Here is a 20,283-nt window from a genome sequence, read left to right as displayed (position 1 = left end):
AATCACTCCTCCTCTTCTTCAAATTCATCAAGGTCTTCGGGCAGTTTGCCCTCGAGGGCCTCATAGTAAGTTGTGGCCTCAAGCTCGAGGTCTTTCTTCCTCCGCTCGAGGTAGCGGTAAACAACACCGTGCGGGGAACCCCTTGCGAGCTTCTCAACGGCGGTTTTGGCAACTTCAACCTGTATAGGGTTCCCGATTATCGCGACGGTCTTTCCATAGACGCTAATGTCAGCACCGCTCATCTCCTCAATGATTTCCCTCGTCCTTCCCTTTCTTCCGATGATTCTGCCCCTGACCCTCGGCAGGGCGTTCTTCTCATTGCCGACAACGATGTCGGTGAGGTTCACCACCTCAAGGGTCTCCCCCTCGTTGAAGAGCCTGAAGGCCCTCTCGGGAGAGAAGCCCCTTCCGATGGCCATAACCACGTCTCTCGCCTTCCACACCGCCAGCGGGTCGTCGGTTTCTTCCGTCGCTGTTATGAAGACCTCACCCGTCTCACTGTCCACCTCTATCTTCGTCTTGGTTCTCCTCTCGATTTCCTTCTTCGTCTGCCCTTTCTTCCCGATGAGTACCGCTATCCTCTCCTTCGGGATTTTAACGAACTCTTCCTGCTCACCAAGAGCGGTGAAAGTGATCTCTTCCTCATCCTCTTCTCTCTCAACCCTACCGTCCTTATCAACGCGCTCATACTTCTTAAGGAGCCTCTCAAACTCATCCATAATCTCACCCCTCAACGAGCTCGCGGAACTTCTTCTCAGGATCCTCAACATCAACGCCCTTCTTCCTGAAGTAGTTGGAGACGTTGGTTATGTCCCTCCTCAGGAGTTCAAGGCTCATTCTGTTTCTTCTCACAGTCGCCTGCGACCAGTCTATCACCACCGGGCCGTCGTGGAGGAGTATGTTGTACTCGCTCAAGTCGCCGTGAACCATGTCACCGCGCTTCCAGAGGCGCTCTATAACCCCCATCGTGAAGTCGTAAAGCTCCTCAAAATCCTCCTTACTCAACTCCTTCTCAACGTCCTTGAGGCGTGGAGCTGGGGTTTCATCGCCGACGAACTCCATAACGAGGACGTTGTTTCTAAAGATTACTGGCTCTGGAACCCTGACGGCATATTTTATCGCCCTCTGGAGGTTCTTGAACTCCCTCCTCGTCCACACGAAGACGAGCTTCCTCATGTCCTTAGGAAGGTATCCGATTCTTGGATCAGCTGCCAGGTACTCCCATATCCGCCTGAACTCGGTGGTGTAAGTCCTGTATATCTTGACCGCTATCCTTTTGCCCTCGCTGTCCAGCCCGGCGAAGACGTTGGCCTCTTTCCCCGTGCTGATTACTCCGTAGAGGGTCTCTATCTTCCCTCTCCTGTGGAGGTAGGCAAGCGTTTCCTTCGTCGTCCTGTCAAAGACCTCGTTGGCTATCTTGTAGAGCTCGCTGTCCTTCTCTCTTCTCTCCCTGAGGCCGAGCATCTCCTCGATTTCCCTGTCAAGGAACTCTTCCCTCATTGTCCATCCCTGCTAATTGATGGAAAAGCGGCTCAGAAGAGGAGCTCGCCGCCGCTGAGGAAGTCCTGGGTTATCTTACCCTTCCTCAGGAGCCAGTCAACCTGGGTTCTCGTGTAGCGATAGACGATGTCCCCGCGCTCGTCGCTCTGGACCGGCCAGGGCTGGACGATAACCACATCACCAACGCGCATCCACATTCTCCTCTTGAGCTTGCCAGGGATCCTGCATCTCCTTACCTTACCGTCCTCACAGCGGACGTCCATCCATCCTGCTCCGAGGGCCTGCTCGATCACTCCGAAGAGCTGTCCCTTGCTCCTGTCTGGAAGGGGAACGCGAATTACCTCATCACCTTCAACATGCCTGTCGTTCTTCTTTTTACCAGCCATGAGCATCACCTCCCGTGAGTCGTGATTAGGGCTTATAAGCTTAGCCCTGCAAAAATTCTCCAAAGACCCTACGGATAGAACTTTAAAAAATTTTTGCAAAAAGAGTTCACAATCCTGTCCACTTAGTACACATCAAAGTTTAAAAGAGAACCGGACATTGTGAGTACGGGAGGAAAAATGAAAGCGGTTGAAGCCGAGAATTTAACGATCTTATACAGCGGGCAGCCCGCTCTGAGCGATGTAACGTTCACCCTGGAGGAAGGAAAAACACTGCTCCTCCTCGGGCCAAACGGTGCGGGGAAGACGACCCTACTGAAGACTATAGCATGCTTTCACAGGGAATACACCGGGGAGCTTAGGGTGTTTGAGAGACCACCCTGCGAGGCGAGAGAGCTTATAGGCTATGTTCCCCAAAGCCAGAGTCTAAACGAGAGAGTTCCCCTAACGGCGCTTGAAGTCGTTGCCATGGGCGGTGTTTACAGGAGGGGCTTCGTCCACTTCAGGATACCCAGAGAGGTAATAGAAAAAGCCGAAAAAGTCCTGGAGTTCGTCGGCCTCGGAGGGATCGGAGACAGGCTCTTCCGCGAGCTCTCTGGCGGGCAGAAACAGAGGGTTCTCCTCGCGAGAGCACTGATGAGCGATCCAAGGCTGCTCCTACTTGACGAGCCGCTTTCGGCACTCGACCCAAGCGCGAGGGCAGAGGTTGCCAACGTTCTGGATAAGATAAAGCGGGAAAAGGGAGTGACGATGATAATCACGACACACGACATTAACCCGCTCCTCGAGATAGGGGATCTCGTGATGCTCATAAACAGGAGGCTGATAGCCTTCGGCAGGCCTGAGGAAGTTCTCACAGATGGAGTTATAAAGTCAGTCTACGGCCCGATGGCGAAGGTTATCCCGGTCGGCGGAAAGGTCTACTGCATAACCGGAGACTTCCACATCCACCGCGGGGGTGAGAGGATATGATACCAGAGTTTCTCATCAGGGCCCTACTCGCGAGCATAATGGTCAGCGTCCTTCTCGGACTTCTAAGCCCGATAATCAACACGAAGGGGCTTGCTTTCCTTACCCACGCCCTCTTCCACGCTCTCCTGTTCGGTGCAGTCCTGGGAATGATACTGGCACTTCTTCTTAATAACTACGGCCTCGTCATTCTCACGGCCTTAGTAGTGACAACGCTCCTGGTCATCCTCATAGCCCAGCTGGAGAAGATAGGGTTCACTTCTGACTCCGCTGTCGGTATAGTTTCCAGCTTCGTCGCTGGGCTCACCGTTCTCGGCTTCGGTGTCCTCTACAAGGTCATGGCTACGAGACCCTACTTCCCGCTGACCCAGAACATAGTCTCGTATCTAACCGGCGATATATTCCTCGTCACACTGGACGACCTGACGGTTCTTATCGTCGGTGGGTCGGTTGTGTTCTTCGTTCTGCTGCTCCTCTACCGCGACTTCCTGTACATCAGCTTTGATATGGAAGGCGTTGAGAGCTACGGAGGCAACGCGAGGGTGTATCTCACGATCCTTTACGTGCTCGTTGGAGTAATCGGTGCTCTTATAGTCCAGACCGTCGGTCTGATAACTCTCCAGGTAGTTGCGATCCTTCCTGGTGCGATAGCGCTGATGGTAAGTTCTGACTTCAGGAAGGTTCTCGGAATAAGTCTACTCCTAACTCTGACCGTCCAGCTTACCTCAGTGGTTCTTGCCTACTTCACCGCCATACCCCCAAGTGGTATAGCCACGATAATGCTGGGCATTGTCTATGGTGCACTCTTATTTAGGAGGTGAACCAATGAAGATAGCGGGCATTGACGAGGCCGGGAGGGGGCCAGTTATCGGACCAATGGTGATAGCGGCGGTTGTGGTGGATGAGAATAGCCTCCCAAAGCTCGAAGAACTGAAGGTCAGGGACTCTAAAAAACTGACACCAAAGAGACGGGAGAAGCTTTTCAATGAAATACTCGGAGTTTTAGATGATTATGTAATTCTGGAATTGCCTCCCGATGTCATTGGTTCCAGGGAGGGCACGCTCAACGAGTTCGAGGTTGAGAACTTCGCGAAGGCCCTGAACTCGCTCAAGGTAAAGCCCGATGTAATCTACGCTGACGCGGCTGACGTTGACGAGGAACGCTTTGCGAGAGAGCTTGGGGAGAGGCTGAACTTCGAGGCTGAAGTCGTTGCGAAGCACAAGGCCGACGACATCTTTCCCGTCGTCTCAGCTGCTTCAATCCTCGCCAAGGTTACAAGGGACAGGGCGGTTGAAAAGCTCAAAGAAGAGTACGGGGAGATAGGCTCTGGCTACCCAAGCGACCCAAGAACGAGGGCTTTTCTTGAGAACTATTATCGGGAGCACGGTGAGTTTCCGCCGATAGTTAGGAAGGGCTGGAAGACGCTGAAGAAGATAGCAGAAAAAGTTGAGAGCGAGAAAAAGGCCGAAGAAAGGCAGGCTACTCTTGACCTCTACCTTGGGAAGGCCTAAGTCTTTCCGACGCAAACCTTGCAACCTCAAGGATTTTTGCTTTGTAAAATGCCAGAGACTCCATGAAAGCTTCCCATCTTATTACCTCATTCAGGAAAACGCCCATTGAGACCGCCGCAGGCGGGACGAGGACCGTGGCGTAGAAACTGAACTGAGTTTTTCCTCCGAGGATGTATTGGAGGGCGAAGAGTCCAACCGTGCTCCAGAAAATAAAGAAGGGCTCGCTAACTCCCGGCTTTTTCCTGTAGACCCACGGCAGGGCCAGTATCATGACAACCATTCCCATAAGGAGCACGGGGTCAGTTGATGCGAAGACGTTTGGGTTAAAGTGGAACGGGAACGGACGGTAGTTTACGAACCACTCCCAGAAGGGAGATGTGTTTGGGTTCGCACCTTTGTAGCTGAGGTGCCACTTAAAGCTCCCAAGGAACTCGTTGAGCCACCTCTCGAACCCCATCGCCTTTATTGCTGGGATTTCGGGTACTAAAAACGCAATTCCCGGGATTACAACAACCGCTGAAAAGAACCTGACAAAGGAGTTCTCGCTCTTAAGAGACTTCCACAAAAGTACCGGCCATCCAAAGGCTCCGCTGAGCTTTGTAGCTCCAGATAGACCCAGCAACACCGCGGAGGATAATTCTCTTCCGTAAACAACGGCAAGGACGAAGAGGGCAACGAAGAACGCCACGTGGATGTCGAGCATCGCAGTTACAGCCGTTGCCTGGAGCGTCGGATCCGCCGCGACGAAGAGAAGTGCTATAAGGGACGCAAGATAGCTTTTGCTTATTCTGTACGTTGCAAGAACAACGGCCAGCTCAATGAGGGCAAACTCTATTATTCCCGGGATTCTCCAGGCAATTGGTCTGTCCCCGAGGAGAAGCATGGAGAGCATTAGGATGTCCTTCCCCATGAACGGGTGCTCCGTGTTGAGGTAGTTCTGTATGTTCTCCTTGTCAGGATACCTGAACCCGGGGATTACATCGTAGCTTCCAGCTGGCAGGTCTGATTTTAATCTCTGGAGAAAATCTTCGTAGTTCTCGGCAGGTATCTCATAATAGACTCCGGGAAACTCTCTGTACTCCATCCTGTATCTGGCATCGTTGATCCCTGCAACCCAATCCGTCATGGCGAGATTTTTTATCTTTGCACTCGTGTTTGAAAATACAACGTTCACGCCATACGAGCCGTTGTGGATGTAGAAGACGTCAACGCCGAGCCTGTGAAGGAGGTTTCTGCTCGCTGGAACGTACCAGACCTCGTCTCCTATGTAATCGTTCAGGTCCGGACGCGATGCAAAACTGTACGAATACCAGATTGTTCCGATCATGGTAAGGGCAACAACCGCAACAAACACCGCCCTGATTATTTTTTCCCGCTCCATTCTAACCCCCAATGGTCATGGCGGGCAACGTTTTTAAGCCTCTCTCTTAACCTCCCAATATGCTCGAGGGAATCACAGAGGAGAAGATCAGAGAGGCAGAAGAGCTTATAAAGAGGGGCTATAGCGAGAAAAAGCTCCGCGCCAGGCTTGGTAAGGACTGGGAGCTGATAGCGGAGATAGCCAGGGCCAGAATCAGGGCTAAGGACAAGTTCTCAAGGAGCGACCTCTGGATGGACATGGAAGGACTGCGCTACGCCACCCACGAGGTCGTCGCCAAATACCGCGCCGAGAGGCTGAAGGAATTTGATGTGAAGAGCATAGCCGACGTTTCCTGCGGTATCGGCATACAGCTCATCTTCTACGCCATGAAAGTAAAGAGAGCCTACGGAATAGACATCGATCCGCTCAAGATAGAATTCGCCAGAAGGAACGCCGAGAAGTACGGTGTCTCGAACATCGAGTTCATAAACGCCGATTCTCTCTCGCCAGAAACCGTTGAGAGAGTGGATGCGGAGGTAGTATTCTCCGATCCTGCGAGACCACCTGAGGCCCCCGAGAGAGACCTTGAGGGACTTCTCCCAAGCCCCCTAAAGATCTACGAGGCCTACAAAAAGAAGACCCGGGCATTTATCTTCGACCTTCCGCCGCAGATGAAGCGGGAGAAAGTCCCATGGAAGGGAGAGTTTGAATACATAGACCTCTTTGGGGCGCTGAACAGGTTGACCTTTTACACGGAACCCCTCGCGAGGGCTGAGAGGAGCGCGGTCATTCTTCCAGCGGGGGCACGTCTTGAAAGCGACCCTTCCCTTGAAGACATCGTTGAGTGGGCGGATAGGCCGGGCGATTACCTCTACGAGATACCACAGAGCATCGATTATGCGGATTTAATAAACGAGCTCTTCCACAGGCTTCCAGTCGAGGCCAGAATGCTGCTCAGGGAAAAGAGGAGAGTCCTAGCTACCGGAGACGAGCCGATTAAAAGCCCATACCTCAAGAGGACTTACAGCGTCGTTGGGGTTCTCCCATTCCATCCAGTTAGGATAAACGACTTCCTCAGAAAGGAGGGCTTTGGAAGGGCAACGCTGAGGATAAGCGTCCCCGAAAGCGAGTACTGGAGGATCAGGAAGAAAATCGAGGAGAACCTAAAGGGTGAGAGAAGGGCCTTCGTCTTCAAGGTGGGAGAAAAGGCGGTAATAGCTGAAGAACTATAACTCCTCGATTTTCGCGTTCCTTATCTTCTTTGAGCCTATTCTGAGGTCTCTGAAGTAGTTTATGTGTTCTTCAGGCAGAAACGAGTCGAGGCTGGTCGGTTTAAGCCGCTTCTTCCTCTGAACTGGCTTTTCTTTGGAAATCTTTTTCGGAGTTGCATCGCCGATGAACTCGTCGAGCTTCCTGTCCATAGGCATCCGATAAAGGATGGACTTCAAGTATAAATGCTTTTTTCCAGAAAGCTTTTAACTCTCCCCCCTTATCAGCTTGAGAAGTAAAGGTGGTGGCCATGTGCGGCATCATTGGTTACATCGGTGACAGAAAGGCCTGCGAAGTCATTGTGAAGGGTCTCAAACGGCTCGAGTACAGGGGTTATGATTCTGCAGGGGTCGTGACAGGAAATGGCGAAACCCTAGATGTTAGAAAAGGGGCTGGGAGGATAGACAAACTCACGGAGAAGCTCGGCTTCCTTGAGATGGAGGGCAACAGGGGCATCGGTCACACCCGCTGGGCCACTCACGGTGTCCCGAACGACATCAACGCCCACCCCCAGAAGGACTGTACTGGAAAAATCGTTCTCGTTCACAACGGTATAATTGAGAATTTTGCTGAGCTGAAGGAGGAGCTCCTCAAGAAGGGACACGTGTTCAGGAGTGATACAGATACCGAAGTTATCGCCCATCTTATTGAAGAGGAGCTGAAGAGCTCTGAAAACTTTGAGGAGGCCCTTAGAAAGGCACTGAATAAGCTTAGAGGTTCTTTTGCACTTGCCATAGTTTATGCGGATGAGCCCGATAAGCTTTACGTTGTTAGGAATGAGAGCCCGCTCGTTCTGGGTATCGGGAACGGAGAGATGTTCGCGGCGAGCGACGTGCCCGCTTTCCTCGAGTACACAAATAAGGTCATCTTTCTGGATGACGGCGAGTACGCAATCCTGACAAAGGACTCCTACGTCGTCAAGAGAATCGACACAGGGGAAGTCGTCGAAAAACCCGTCCACGAGATAAGCTGGACGCTGGAGATGGCCGAGAAAGCTGGCTATCCCCACTTCATGCTGAAGGAGATATACGAGCAGCCAAGGGCCATCAAAGACGCCATTCACGGCAACAGGGAGATCATCAGGAGCGTCGCCGAGGAGATAGCGAACTACGATAAAATAATCTTCGTGGCCATGGGCACTTCCTATCACGCCGCCCTCGTTGGGAAGTCTCTCTTCCAGAGGCTCGCCAAGAAAGTTCCGATCGTCGAAGAGGCGAGCGAGTTCAGGTATGAATTCGAGGATCTGATAGACGATAAGACCCTCGTCATAGCGATAACCCAGAGCGGTGAGACGGCAGACACCCTAGCGGCAATGAAGCTTGCGAAGAAGAATGGCGCAAAGGTTCTCGCAGTGGTCAACGTTGTGGGCAGTATGGCAACGAGGATAGCCGATTTAACTCTCTACACGCACGCCGGGCCGGAAATCGGGGTCGCGGCCACAAAGACCTACACGACCCAGCTCACGGTCCTCACAATGCTCGCAATAGAGCTCGCGAAGGTTCTCGGCACTGCGAGCGAAGACTACCTTGAGAAGCTTGAGGATGAGCTTATGAAAGTTCCGGAACTCGTTGAACTCGCCCTAAAACACGACGAGGCTCTTAGGGAGCTCGCCGAAACGCTCAAGGACAAGAGGGACTTCTTCTACATCGGCAGGGGGATAAGCGTCCCAACGGCCCTCGAAGGAGCACTCAAGCTCAAGGAGATAAGCTACATCCACGCCGAGGGGCTGAGCGCGGGCGAGCTGAAGCACGGGCCGCTCGCACTGCTTGAAGACGGTGTCCCTGTGGTTGCAATAAACCCGAGCGGAAAGGTCTTCGACAAAATGGTGAGCAACATTGAGGAGGCAAAGGCCAGGGGGGCTATGATAATCTCCCTCTCCGATAGGGAAGAGCTAAGCAGGGTCTCGGACGTTCTGGTGAAGATGCCTGAAGTTGATGAGCTGTTGAGTCCGATCGTCTACGTTGTTCCGCTCCAGCTCCTTGCCTATCACCTGGCCGTTTTGAGGGGCAACGACCCCGACAAGCCGAGAAACCTTGCAAAATCAGTTACTGTGGAGTGAGGTGGTCAATATGAAAACCGAAGCCAAAGAAAAATTGAAAAAATCCGAACCTGGGGAGGGACAGGCCTTCCCCAAGGCCTACCTTTATTTCAAAGAGTACGGGTTGCCCGTCCTCGTCCTGCTGTTGGCCTACATTGGGTACAGGATCAGGGCAGTGACTTCCGGTTTCAAGCTGTTCCTCGATCCAGATACGTTCTATCACTTCGAAATGTACAAGCTGGCAATCCAGGATTGGATTCCCAAGTATTATGCCTATGCGGAACCTCCGATGGGCATAAAGCCCTCAGGGTACCTCGGTCTCTACACGGTTCAGGCTATGTTCTATAAGTTCGCACATGCCTTGTTCGGCATGAACGAGTTTGAGGCCTTTAAGGTCTGGCCACCCTTCGTTGGGGCAATGATGGTCATAGGCACGTATCTGGTAGTCAGAAAGCTCCACTCAAGCTGGGCGGGCTTCTGGGGAGCGGCCCTGATGATGGGCTTCTGGGGGGCTATAGAAAAGACGTACTCGGGCAACAACCGTGGAGAGGGCCCCTTCGTGATGTTCTTCCTGTTTACAGTCTATTTCCTGCTCCTCTATCTCGACGAAGAGCGCTGGAACTGGAAGAAAGTCCTTGGGCTGGTCTTTTTCCTTGTCCTCAGTCCACTGTACATGGGAGTTTGGACGGGGAGCTCGCTGGGTGTAATGATTCTGCTCGCAACTGGCGTGGTAGTGCCGGTGATATTCTTCACGGTAGGGGACACTGAACACCTCAGGCGCTTTGTCACTGAGTACTATCCTGCCTTTGGACTTTCCATTATAGCTGGAATTTTCCTCGCCCAGAGTGGCTTCGTTGGCATTAGAAACTTCCTTGTGTTCTCCTTTGAGGTTCTCATAGCGGGTACGGTGCTCGTCCTGATAATGCTTTACGGTGAGAGGTTTCTGAACTTTTCAGACTGGATGCACAGGCTTGGAACCGTAGTTGGTATTGGAATTGCCGGCTTCCTGGCCTTTTACGCCTACTTCGGAAAGGCCCTCTTCAACTTCCTCAGAGCGGCCACTCAGTCAACTCCCCTTTACCAGACCGTCGCCGAGCTCCAGACCCCAAGCTGGAGATACATAATAGCAACGTTCAGCCTCAAACCCAAAGGCTCACAGGGGGACAGCATAATTTTCATATTCTCCCTCTTGGGCCTTTTTGTTCTCGGCTGGAAGTTCTATAGGGGGGTAAAGGAGAAGCGCTACGAAACCTACAAGCACTTCATACCTCTGTTCCACTACCTCGGCACAATATACCTCTTCAAGCAGGCAGTTCGCTTCTCCTTCCAGGCTTCAGTAGCCGCGATAATCCTGGCGGCTATTGCAATGGGAGAGGCCTTCCTCTACGTTGAGAGGATGAGGGACACGGTTACTGTGAAGGCACTATATACGGCCTTCCTGATTCTAATGCTAGTTCCAATGCCCTATGTGTCCGCTAGCTACTCCTATGATGCTATGAAGAGCGAGAGTCTCAAAATTAGATTAACTAACTCCAAAATGCCTGGAAGCGTTCCAGAGGCCTGGACCGACGCCCTTCTGTGGATTAAAAACAACAGCGACCCCTACGCAACAGTTCTAAGCTGGTGGGACTACGGCTACTGGGAGGAGTCGAGCCTGCTGAGCCACCGCAGAGCGGTAAGCGATGGTGGTCACGGCTACGACAGGAGATACATCATAGCCAAGTTCTTCTCCCACAGCGGGAACGCAGGAGAGGTTGACCTGGAAGCCTGGGGAGACGACTACGTTATAACGTTCCTCGATCCCTTCGATGGATCGAGCGACTTCGGCAAGTTCAACGCCATAGCCTACCTCGGCGGTGCGATAGCCTATGGAGAGAGATATCCAATGTTCAGCTATGTCTATTACAACGACATCGTGGTCACCAACGATACCATAGCAGTCAAAGCTGGAAACGGGTACGTGGTACCTGATATTGTAGTGGATCTAATCAGAGGCCAGGTATTCAAGAACAAGGAACCGACCCACCCGTTTGTCCTCTACATATATCCTTACATGACTTCCAGCAACCAAATATACCCCATTGGGATTCTAGCCTACGAAAAGATAGCACTCAGCAACTACCTCCAGCTTGGATTGGGGGTTCCGATTTCGCTCAACGGAGAGGAGAGTGAGAAGCTCTTTGCAAACTTCAAGCTCGAATACACCGGTTACAATGGCTACACGAAAAAGCAGGGGGTCTATGTCCCAAGCGTTAGGGTCTATAAGTTCACCCCGTTTGCAATACACCGCATCGAGGCCATGATGAACGGAAACTGGACTAGAGTTTATGATTCGATCAACGGCGGCGGACTAGAGGTTAAGAGCGGCAACACTACTCTGCCCTTAACTGGCGAACAGAAGCTCAGGCTCTACATTTCGGCGTTTGGAAGAGACGTAAAGAACGGAACGCTGATATTTGAAGCCTACAACGGTACAGAGCTGGTTGACAGGCAGGTTCTTGTGAAGAACCTCAATATTGACCACCTCAACGAAACTCCCGTTGAGGTCACCGTGAAGATTCCGCAAGCAGAGAAGTACCGCTTCATCCTGCTCCAGGAGGGTCCCGTTGGTGTCACAAACGGCCCTGTTTACGTCAATGGAAAGCTCGCAAATCCAAGCATGCCGCTGAAACCTGGGGAAAGTGGCAATATCGAGCTTACGGAGGCGTTTGAGAAGGACTACACGAACGTCAAGTTCACTCTGAGGGGCGTTGTTTACTACTACGTGGCACCCAACGGCAACGACATAAACAGGCCCGAGTTCTACCTTGAGCCTCACATGGACATAATCGGCTACATCCCTGTTGCAGAACTGGATAAAGTCCAGGAGGGGGACAACTTAATCAGAGGTCAGGCCAGCGTCCCGAAGGACTTCTTCGATTCATATATCCAAGAACTGAAGCAGAAGTACGGGGACAAAGTCGTGGTGGTTGGCAAGCGCCTTGAGCCGATATTCCTCACCCAGAAGGAGTACGTGCTGTGGGAAGGCCATTAGAAATTTTCCAATATTTGGCCCCCTAATTTTAGATTTTTTCCAACATTTTGTCGATTCATCTTGTATTTTATACAAAGAGAACAGAAAACTTTAAATTCTGAACGGCACAAAATAGCATCGGGCGAGGAAGGTGTTTGAAGTTATACCAGAGAAGTACAGACCCCTGATGCAGAGGCTTTTCATATCCAAGATATCAGACGCCTTAGACTCCCTTGGGATGAGGTTAGTGAGCAGTTCGATTTACGTTAATCCTGTCGGAAAAGAGGTATTCCTCAGGTTTCATCTTAGGGTGATTCAGACGAGTTTGGCAGGTTCTATTGATGTTGAGCCGACCGTTAAAGGACTTATTGAAAAACTTGTAATGGAAGCCAACGAGTCGCTTGGGAGGGTTTATGGTGTAACTTTCATAATTGAGGACGTTAGTATTGAGCAGGAACTCCCAAAAGACCACGAAAGTCTCCAAGATCAACCCAAGTTGGTACTTGACGTCCCCCTCGAGCTGGAGGGACCTTTCAGACGGATTGGGAAGGGGCTTGTGATTTCCTTACGGGAATGGGGAATAGCCGCGGCATCAATCGTTTTGGGAGTTGACCCCTCAGGTTTAAATCGCGTTAGTCTGGTCGTAAAGCTGAGAGAACCGATGGGAAGGGAAGAAAAGGCTTCCCTCGTTAAAGCTCTCAGGGAAAAGCTTGCGGGGTACATAAAACTCTTGATAAAGAAGCCGATGCAGACTTCTGTTAAGATCATTGATCCCAGCGATAAAGTCGTTGCCAAGGTAATGAAGAAAACAAAGCTCATGGAGAAAGAAGTGGAGAACATCATCGGCAACGAAGACGTTAGGGCTATCATGAAGGCCCTTGGAAAGCTCTGAACCTTTACTCATGTTCCTTCCTCTTCTCCTCGCGTGAGTGAATGTAATCCAGTAAAGGCTGTATCCTCTTCCATACTTCACTTATCGGCCCGTCGCCGTCAACCCTAACGTATATCCCCTTGGCACGGTAGAACTTGATTATCGGCTCCATGTTCTTTGAGTATATCCTGTACCTCTTCCTGACGACCTCTTCCCTGTCGTCTGCCCTCTGGATGAGCTCGGAGCCGCAGACATCACAGATTCCTGGCACCTTGGGTGGATTGTACTTTACGTGATAGACTGCTCCGCAGTTGGGGCATATCCTTCTCCCGGAAATCCTCTCAACGCTCGTGTCCTCATCGATGAAGATTTCTAGGGCCAAGTCTAGCTTAATACCATGGTCAAAGAGGTAGTTCTCAAGGGATATGACCTGTTCTGGCGTCCTTGGGTAGCCGTCAAGGATAAAGTTCTCCCTCTGGCGGCGGAGCTTTGAGATTATCAGGGTGTTAACGATGGTATCTGGAATGAGGTCTCCCCTGCTAAGGTAGGCCTCCATCTCCCTGCCGAGAGAAGACTTCCTTTCGATTTCTCTCCTGATGAGGTCTCCCGACGAAATATAGACGAGGCCGTACTTTTCCATTATTGTTCTTGAGTGCGTACTCTTCCCGCTTCCAGGCGGGCCGAAGATAAGTATGTTCACGGACGACCACCAATAAATATTTATGCACCTGAAGTTGAATAAACTTTTGGTGGTGCCGATGAAGTTAAACACTGGCTACGTCCGCGCCAGTGGTTACGCTCACAAAGTAAGGAGGGTGCTCTTCGCATTAGTTAAGGGAAAAGTTGATCCCAAGGAGGTCGTCAGGGCCGCTGGAGAGCTTAACTCAAAGATATTTGAAGAGTTCCAGAAGTTAGGTGTTGAGAAGGAAGACGTTGTCAGGATAAGCGTTGAGTTCTCCATCAAGGATGGTTCAATAGTGTGGGACTACGACACCCTGTCTATCGAAGTCTACAAGAAGAGCGAGGAGGAAAGGCTCGCAAAGGCCATGGAGGAGGTTGAAGCAAGGGAACGCGAGTTAGACCAGAAGATAAGAGAGGTCGAAGAGCTGGCGCTGAAGCTGAGGAGTGTTGCCGAAGAACTCGTGGAAAAGATAGAGGAGCTGAAGCAGGAGCATACATCCCTCAAGCTGAAGGCTGAGATGGAAGAGAGCTGAACTTTTTTCTAAGATTTTTCAGAAATGAAAGGTATAAAAGGACAAAAAAGTTGCTAGGACTACAAAGTCCACTGAACGAGCTTCCTGACGGCTTCCCTCAGCTTCTCCTCGTCCTCTGGCGTTGGGTAGCCTTTGCTCTCAACTGTCGCAACGTGGTCGAACTTGCTTCTGGTGATCATCGTTTCGATTTTCCTACCAGCAACGCCGCCCCAGCCGAAGGCCCCGACAATGAGAACGGGCTTTTCGTAGTTGGCCTTGTCAACGATCTCGTAGAGGGCGTAGCGTATTCTCGGGTGTATCTCGGCCTCGTAGGTTGATGCGCCAATTATCAGGGCTTCAGCGCTCGGAACCTCGCCGAGTATGTCGCTGACCGCTGGAGCTTCCTTGTCCGTGAAGCGGTAAACTACAGGTTTCTTTCCGTGCTTCCTTAGTTCATCAAGAACGATCTCCATTCTCCTTTCAACGAAACCGTACATGGAGTCGTAGATGACGAGAACCTTGTCCTTTTCGGAAACCCCTGCACCAACGCGCTCGTAGTGTTCGAATATCCTGAGCGGGTCCCTCTTCCACACCAAGCCGTGGCCGGGGAGTATCATCCTAGCGCTCTCAACTATTCCAAGACTCTTCAGCTTCTTGATGTTCTGGACGATGTACTTGTGGTAGTGGCCGATAACGGTGACGATGTACTTGGTCACGTGCGGGAGGTACTTCTCCACGAACTCCTCATCACTGTCATCAATGGTTTCGGGAATTGAGTACCCGCCGCCTGCGTCGCAGGAGAAGATTATCCTGTCCTCAACGACGTAGGTTATCATCGTGTCGGGCCAGTGAAGCCATGGAACTGCTATGAATCGGAAGGTCTTTCCGCCGATCTGCATCTCCTCGCCGTCCTTGACGACCTTGAAGTTCTCGACAACTTTGTCTCCATAGAACCCCTGAAGGAGGTTCCTCGCGAACTGGGTTCCTATCACCTGGGCCCTGTAGCCGTTCTCCTCAAGGACTTTGGGCAGGGCACCGCTGTGATCTGGCTCTGTGTGGTGGACGATTATGTGGGTTATCTCCTTTGGATCAACGAGCTTCCTAAGTGCGTCCATAAAAAGGTCGGTGTACTCTTTCTTCACAGTGTCAAAGAGGACAACTGCACCGTCGAGCTTCATCAGGTAGGCGTTGTAAGTTATCCCCTCGGGAATGTCCCATGTGGCCTCGAAGTACCTTATTTGGTCATCATCAACCCTTATGATGTAGAGCTCCGGATCAGTACAGAGCTTTTCAACCCACAGCCTCGGCATTTCCATCACCGAACCCCTTTGGTGCGGAAACATAAAAAAGCTTTCCCCAAACCATATGTTTTGGACAGAATTGTTGCCCTAAAGAGGCTAAAAATAAGAGATCAGTGGAGCACTTCAAAAATCTCCTCCAGATCTGGAAGCTCGCTTATCGGGTAGACTTTGAAAAAGACTACCCTTCCTTCCTCATCAACCAGCACGTTCGCCCTCTCTGAGAAGCCACCGTCTTCTCTAAATATGCCGTAGAGCTTTGAAACAGCCCCGTGCGGCCAGAAGTCGCTCAGAATCCTCAGCCTCTTCAGCCCCATATGTTCTGCCCACGCCTTCTTGCTCGGCACGGGGTCAACGCTAATCCCAACGGGAACGACGTTCAGCTCCTCAAAGCGCTCGTAGTTCTCTTCCAAAGCTTTCATCTGCTTCTCGCATATCCCAGTCCACGCAAGCGGGTGGAATGAGAGGAGGACTCTCTTGCCCCTGAAGTCGCTGAGTCTGAATTCTTTTCCGTCTTGATCTTTTAGGACAAAATCCAGAGCCGTTTCACCAACTTTCACACTATCACACCCCAATTAGTTTTGATCGCAGGAATAAAGCAAGAAAAAGAAAAAAATCATTCTGGGCCTTTCAGAGCTTCTTCCCCTCAAAGAACTTCTTCACCAGCTCGGGCTTCGGCTCGCGCTTCCAGAGCGGTGTCTTGTCCTTCTTATAAGCTGGAACCTGCTCCTCAAAGGTGGGCTTCTCGTGGATGTAGAATATTCCGAGCGGGAGCGGGTCGCTCTCCAAAGCCCTTCTGAAGGCAGCCTCCCTGTCGTAGGGGTCGTGGTCGTCCATCCAGTATGTGTGCTCCCTGTACCAGGCGTAGGTGTTCACCTTGTTGAAGCTCACACACGGGTGGAGGATGTCCACTATGGTCAGGCCTTTGTGCTGGATGGCCTTCTTGATGATCTCGACACTCTCCTTGAAGTATCCCATAAAGGTTCTCGCGACGAAGGAAGCATCCAAGGCTATCGCTAGGGCGAGCGGGTTGAAGGGCTCCTCAAACACTCCCCACGGCTGGGTGGGGGTCTTCATGCCCTTCATGGTCGTAGGAGAGGCCTGTCCTTTAGTCAGTCCGTAAACCTGGTTATCGTGGATGAGTACTGTTATGTCAGGGTTCCTCCTTATGGCGTGGAGCAGGTGGTTTCCGCCTTCGGCGTACATGTCGCCGTCTCCACCCTCGGCTATGACCGTAAGCTCGGGGTTGGAGGCCTTCACACCCGTGGCTATTGGAATAGCCCTCCCGTGGAGTGTGTGGTAGCCGTTGGCGTTGATGTAGTGCGGCATTTTTGCCGCCTGTCCAATACCGCTGATGATAGCAACCTGGTTGGGTTTTAGCCCGAGTTCGGCCAATGCTGAGATGAGAATGTTCCTTATGCCGAAGTTTCCACATCCAGGGCACCATGCTACGTCCTGGCTTCCGGGTCTCTTAGGCTCAAAGAGCTCCCTCCCAGTGGGAAGCTGGACGTTCATTCTATCACCCCCTTGAGGCCATCAAGAACTTCTTCAACCGAGAACGGCCTCCCGTCGTACTTCAGAATCTTGTGGTGCACCTCAACGCCGAACTCCTTCTTGAGGAGCTCCGCGAACTGGCCGGTGATGTTGTTCTCCACATCGATGAGAACTCTGCCCTCGAAGAACTCTTTCACCTTCGGGTTGAGCGGATAGACCCAGCTGAAGTGGAGCAGAGCAACGTCGTCCCTTCCGAGCTTCCCAAGGGCCTCTTCAACCACGTGGAGCGTCGAACCCCACGCTATCACTAAGTATTTGGCATTCTCGCTCCCTATAAGCTTCGGAAGCGGCGCGTTCTTTTTTATGGTCTCAAGCTTCTTGATGGCCCTCTTCTCCTGCATCTTTATCGTGAGCTCGGCGTCTTCAGTTATGTCGCCCCACTCGTCGTGCTCGTTTCCGTTCGCAACTACAACCTCCTCACCGTAGCCCGGAACTGCCCTTGGAGAGATTCCGTCCTCAGTCAGCTCGTACCTCCGATAGCCTGGCTTCGCCTCGACGATGTAGCGCTCGAACTTGACCTTCTCCACATCCGGGGCCGGAAGGTTGTAGTAGGTGTCAACGAAGTACTGATCGGTGAGAATTATCACGGGAACCTGGTACTTGTCCGCTAAATTGAACGCCTCCGCCGTAAGGTAGAACGCCTCCTCAAGGCTTCCTGGGGCGAGGATTATCCTCGGGAAGTCGCCGTGGCCGGAGTAGAGGACGAGGTTCAAATCGCCCTGCATCGTCCTCGTTGGGAGACCTGTAGCAGGCCCTGGCCTTTGGGCGAGATGCACCACCACCGGGTTCTCAGCCATTCCGGCTAAGCTTATCGCCTCGCTCATCAATGCGAAGCCGCCGCCAGAAGTGCTCACCATCGCCCTCGCTCCAGCGTACCACGCTCCAAGGGCCATGTTTATGGCTGAGATCTCATCCTCGACCTGCTCGACAACTATCTCGAAGTCCTCCGCGTGCTGTGCTGCGAAAGTCGAAACTCCCGTTGATGGACTCATTGGGTAGAAGCTCAGGAAGTCCATACCCCCAGCGAAGGCGCCTATTCCGACCGCTTCCGTGCCGGTCAGGAGGACTTCATCCTTAACTTTCTCATCTCTCTCAACCTCGATCTTGATAGTCCCTTCCTCGCAGAGCTTCACTCCCAGTTCGTAGCCCTTTCTTGCCGCTTCAATGTTCTTCCCCACAACGTTCTCTCCCTTACCTCCAAAGCGCTTCCTTATGTACTCCTCAACGGCTTCAAAGTCGCCGTGGAAGAGGCCAACTATAAGGCCGGCCGCTGTAGTGTTGAGGTAGAGCTGGCTTCCGACTTCCATGGCCATCTTCGTGAGCGGGACTTCGACGAGGTTGACCTTGTCCAAAAACTCCTCCTCAACGTTTTCTTTCTCCCCTAAGACGACGGTGTTCTCGCCGAGCCTGCCCTTAACCCAGCTCAGAACGCCCTGCTTGAAGGGCACGAGGATGTCTATCCTCTTCACGAAGGCCCTGACGCGCTTTGAAGAAACGCGTATCTCCGTGGTGTTTATTCCGCCCCTGACTCGGGACATGTACTCCTTGTTTGCATAGACGTGGTAGCCGGACTTCTTGAGGGCGTGAGTGAGGATTTCCTCAACCGTCTGGATGCCCTGTCCGGCCGCTCCGCCGAGAACTATGGAGACGTCTTCCTTAAACTCACTCATGCTTCCTCACCACCAGGGCCGCCCTGGGTCTGCCCTTTGGGAGGGCCTTTCCCTTGGGTATCATCCTAAAACTAAAAACGGAGAGAATGCGCCTTAGAGCACTTCTGTTCATTTTTAACCACCAACAGGTAATAGTATGCAAAACTATATAAAGATTTCCGACATCATTCGGTTGGAGATGTGATAATGGGTGGTATCAAAATTGAACCTAAGACGGCAATATTCGCCGGTGGCTGCTTCTGGTGCATGGAGGAGGCCTTTGAGAGACTTCCCGGGGTGATTGAGGCAATCTCTGGCTACACCGGCGGCTGGGTGGAAAATCCAACCTATGAGCTCGTCTCAACAGGTGAAACCGGCCACAGGGAAGCGGTTAAGGTGATTTACGATCCATCAAAAATTTCCTACGAGAGACTTTTGGATGTTTTCTGGCGGAACATAGACCCCACGGATCCAGGCGGCCAGTTCGCCGATAGGAGCGAGCAGTATAAGACCGCTATATTTTACCTCAACGAGGAGCAGAGGGAACTCGCGGAGGAATCGAAGAGAAGGCTTGAGCTTTCGGGAATATTCAACGAGCCGATAGCTATCGAGATTCTGCCAGCGAAGGAGTTTTATCCGGCTGAAGACTACCACCAGGGCTACTACTTTCGCTTTGAGACGAACTACAAACACTATAAGCTCTACTCCGGAAGACTGGGCTTCATAAAGTCCGTCTGGGAGAAAAACCGGCACTTCAGGCTCTTCCCTGAGAGAGAGCGCTACTGGCTTGGCTACGTGAAACCGAGCAATGCAGAGCTTAAACGCCTGCTAACTCCCCTCCAGTATAGGGTTACACAGCTCGGCGATACGGAAGAGCCTTTCCACAACGAGTACTGGAACAACCATGAGGAAGGAATATACGTTGATGTGGTCTCCGGCGAGCCCCTGTTCAGCTCGCTCGACAAGTATGACTCCGGAACAGGATGGCCGAGCTTTACAAAGCCCCTGGAAGAGTGGGCCGTCGTTGAGGCTGGAGAGTGCGAGGGCTTCCTCTGCGGGCGGGAAGTCCGGAGCCGCTTTGCAGGTTCCCACCTCGGACACGTCTTTGAGGAGCCCACGCCAACGGGAAAGAGATACTGCATAAACTCCGCGGCACTTCGCTTTATTCCAAGGGATGAGCTTAGAAGATACGGCTACATTGTCTATGAGGAGATTTTTAAGTAGTCATTCTAAAAATTAGGTGAGTGCTCATGGGAGTGGTAATACGGGGGAGAGATCAGGAGTTTCCGGTCAGGAGGGATTCCTGGTACTTAGTCGTCTATTTTAACGAAAGCCTCCAGTATCTCTCTATCCCATCTTCCAGCGAGAAAGATCTTGAAAGGCTCGCTCTCGTGAGATTCCTCTTTGAACTGTCTGATGTTCCACACATAGTTTTTGGCATGGCCAGGGAGGGCGTTTATGAACTCGGTGAGAAGTTTTTCGAGCGGCTCAAAGAGGAACACGGCATAGACTCGCGCTCCAGTACTGAGAAAGACACCCTGACCCTCCTTAATGAACTTGAAAAGATGGAGGCGTTCTACACAGGGCTTGGCTTCCTTGAAGACCTTGAAGAAGTGATGGACATAAGAAAAGCCGCGATGGAACTCCTTGAAAAACTGAAAAATGGAAAGTGAA

The 20,283-nt window shown here is 51.9% G+C and carries 20 protein-coding genes; 10 read left to right on the top strand and 10 right to left on the bottom strand.

The features are described 5' to 3' along the window. Positions 1–2 precede the first annotated feature (2 nt). The 3 genes from ACZ5TN_RS02055 to eif1A are packed head-to-tail and all read right to left on the bottom strand — an operon-like array spanning position 3 to position 1,886. Positions 3–719: a KH domain-containing protein gene (locus ACZ5TN_RS02055; protein WP_464917009.1), complete on the bottom strand. Its 717-nt coding sequence runs from the start codon at positions 717–719 to the stop codon at positions 3–5. A 4-nt stretch (positions 720–723) separates the two neighbouring features. Continuing rightward, positions 724–1,500: a serine protein kinase RIO gene (locus tag ACZ5TN_RS02050; protein WP_464917008.1), complete on the bottom strand. Its 777-nt coding sequence runs from the start codon at positions 1,498–1,500 to the stop codon at positions 724–726. 32 nt (positions 1,501–1,532) lie between these two features. Then, a complete protein-coding gene (gene eif1A / locus ACZ5TN_RS02045; protein WP_011249753.1) occupies positions 1,533–1,886 on the bottom strand; it encodes a translation initiation factor eIF-1A in 354 nt (117 codons plus the stop codon). 177 nt (positions 1,887–2,063) lie between these two features. Here eif1A and ACZ5TN_RS02040 point away from each other — a divergent pair, with 177 nt between their 5' ends. The 3 genes from ACZ5TN_RS02040 to rnhB are packed head-to-tail and all read left to right on the top strand — an operon-like array spanning position 2,064 to position 4,364. Beyond that, positions 2,064–2,855, top strand: a complete 792-nt coding sequence (locus tag ACZ5TN_RS02040; RefSeq protein ID WP_464917007.1) for a metal ABC transporter ATP-binding protein — start codon at positions 2,064–2,066, stop codon at positions 2,853–2,855. After that, positions 2,852–3,673, top strand: coding sequence for a metal ABC transporter permease (locus ACZ5TN_RS02035; protein ID WP_464917006.1), 822 nt, complete (start codon positions 2,852–2,854; stop codon positions 3,671–3,673). The genes ACZ5TN_RS02040 and ACZ5TN_RS02035 overlap by 4 nt, the downstream gene beginning before the upstream one ends. 4 nt (positions 3,674–3,677) lie before the next feature. After that, positions 3,678–4,364, top strand: a complete 687-nt coding sequence (gene rnhB, locus ACZ5TN_RS02030; RefSeq protein ID WP_464917005.1) for a ribonuclease HII — start codon at positions 3,678–3,680, stop codon at positions 4,362–4,364. Here the strand turns inward: rnhB and ACZ5TN_RS02025 are convergent. Then, positions 4,333–5,745, bottom strand: a complete 1,413-nt coding sequence (locus tag ACZ5TN_RS02025) for a dolichyl-phosphate-mannose--protein mannosyltransferase (protein ID WP_464917004.1) — start codon at positions 5,743–5,745, stop codon at positions 4,333–4,335. The genes rnhB and ACZ5TN_RS02025 overlap by 32 nt on opposite strands. A gap of 59 nt (positions 5,746–5,804) precedes the next feature. Between ACZ5TN_RS02025 and ACZ5TN_RS02020 the strand changes: the two genes are divergently transcribed. Further along, complete coding sequence (locus ACZ5TN_RS02020; RefSeq protein ID WP_464917003.1) at positions 5,805–6,956, top strand: methyltransferase domain-containing protein; 1,152 nt, start codon at positions 5,805–5,807, stop codon at positions 6,954–6,956. Here ACZ5TN_RS02020 and ACZ5TN_RS02015 read toward each other — a convergent pair. Next, a complete protein-coding gene (locus ACZ5TN_RS02015; protein WP_054839820.1) occupies positions 6,951–7,145 on the bottom strand; it encodes a PCNA-inhibitor in 195 nt (64 codons plus the stop codon). The genes ACZ5TN_RS02020 and ACZ5TN_RS02015 overlap by 6 nt on opposite strands. Positions 7,146–7,243: 98 nt before the next feature. Between ACZ5TN_RS02015 and glmS the strand changes: the two genes are divergently transcribed. From glmS to ACZ5TN_RS02000, 3 genes are all read left to right on the top strand, one after another. Continuing rightward, a complete protein-coding gene (glmS, locus tag ACZ5TN_RS02010; RefSeq protein ID WP_464917457.1) occupies positions 7,244–9,052 on the top strand; it encodes a glutamine--fructose-6-phosphate transaminase (isomerizing) in 1,809 nt (602 codons plus the stop codon). A gap of 10 nt (positions 9,053–9,062) precedes the next feature. Continuing rightward, positions 9,063–12,065, top strand: a complete 3,003-nt coding sequence (locus ACZ5TN_RS02005) for an STT3 domain-containing protein (protein WP_011249761.1) — start codon at positions 9,063–9,065, stop codon at positions 12,063–12,065. Between the two features lie 130 nt (positions 12,066–12,195). Continuing rightward, positions 12,196–12,936 (top strand): hypothetical protein, encoded by a 741-nt coding sequence (locus ACZ5TN_RS02000; RefSeq protein WP_011249762.1) that lies wholly within the window; start codon positions 12,196–12,198, stop codon positions 12,934–12,936. Positions 12,937–12,940: 4 nt separating this feature from the next. Here ACZ5TN_RS02000 and ACZ5TN_RS01995 read toward each other — a convergent pair whose 3' ends face one another. Next, entirely contained in the window at positions 12,941–13,615 is a 675-nt protein-coding gene (locus ACZ5TN_RS01995; protein WP_011249763.1) for an adenylate kinase, read from the bottom strand. A 58-nt stretch (positions 13,616–13,673) separates the two neighbouring features. Between ACZ5TN_RS01995 and ACZ5TN_RS01990 the strand changes: the two genes are divergently transcribed. After that, positions 13,674–14,129 carry a single- stranded DNA-binding family protein gene (locus tag ACZ5TN_RS01990; RefSeq protein WP_011249764.1) on the top strand — a complete coding sequence of 152 codons (456 nt, stop codon included), beginning with the start codon at positions 13,674–13,676 and terminating at the stop codon, positions 14,127–14,129. Between the two features lie 59 nt (positions 14,130–14,188). On the opposite strand, the gene ACZ5TN_RS01985 is transcribed toward ACZ5TN_RS01990, so the two are convergent. From ACZ5TN_RS01985 to ACZ5TN_RS01970, 4 genes are all read right to left on the bottom strand, one after another. After that, the gene (locus ACZ5TN_RS01985; protein ID WP_464917456.1) at positions 14,189–15,418 is read right to left on the bottom strand and encodes an FprA family A-type flavoprotein; all 1,230 of its coding nucleotides are present in this window, start codon (positions 15,416–15,418) and stop codon (positions 14,189–14,191) included. A 101-nt stretch (positions 15,419–15,519) separates the two neighbouring features. Continuing rightward, positions 15,520–15,966 carry a peroxiredoxin gene (locus ACZ5TN_RS01980; RefSeq protein WP_011249766.1) on the bottom strand — a complete coding sequence of 149 codons (447 nt, stop codon included), beginning with the start codon at positions 15,964–15,966 and terminating at the stop codon, positions 15,520–15,522. Between the two features lie 70 nt (positions 15,967–16,036). After that, positions 16,037–16,921, bottom strand: a complete 885-nt coding sequence (locus ACZ5TN_RS01975; protein WP_464917002.1) for a thiamine pyrophosphate-dependent enzyme — start codon at positions 16,919–16,921, stop codon at positions 16,037–16,039. After that, positions 16,918–18,630 (bottom strand): 2-oxoacid:acceptor oxidoreductase subunit alpha, encoded by a 1,713-nt coding sequence (locus ACZ5TN_RS01970; protein WP_464917001.1) that lies wholly within the window; start codon positions 18,628–18,630, stop codon positions 16,918–16,920. Before ACZ5TN_RS01970 ends, ACZ5TN_RS01975 begins: the two co-directional genes overlap by 4 nt. Positions 18,631–18,816: 186 nt before the next feature. On the opposite strand from ACZ5TN_RS01970, the gene msrA reads away from it, so the two are divergent. Further along, positions 18,817–19,833: a peptide-methionine (S)-S-oxide reductase MsrA gene (msrA, locus tag ACZ5TN_RS01965; protein ID WP_464917455.1), complete on the top strand. Its 1,017-nt coding sequence runs from the start codon at positions 18,817–18,819 to the stop codon at positions 19,831–19,833. A gap of 20 nt (positions 19,834–19,853) precedes the next feature. Beyond that, the gene (locus ACZ5TN_RS01960; protein WP_367884291.1) at positions 19,854–20,282 is read left to right on the top strand and encodes a hypothetical protein; all 429 of its coding nucleotides are present in this window, start codon (positions 19,854–19,856) and stop codon (positions 20,280–20,282) included. Position 20,283: the final 1 nt, after the last annotated feature.

The organism is Thermococcus sp. JCM 11816, assembly GCF_055396515.1.
Note: the sequence above shows the minus strand (reverse complement) of the source record. Positions and strands in the feature narration are given on the sequence as shown.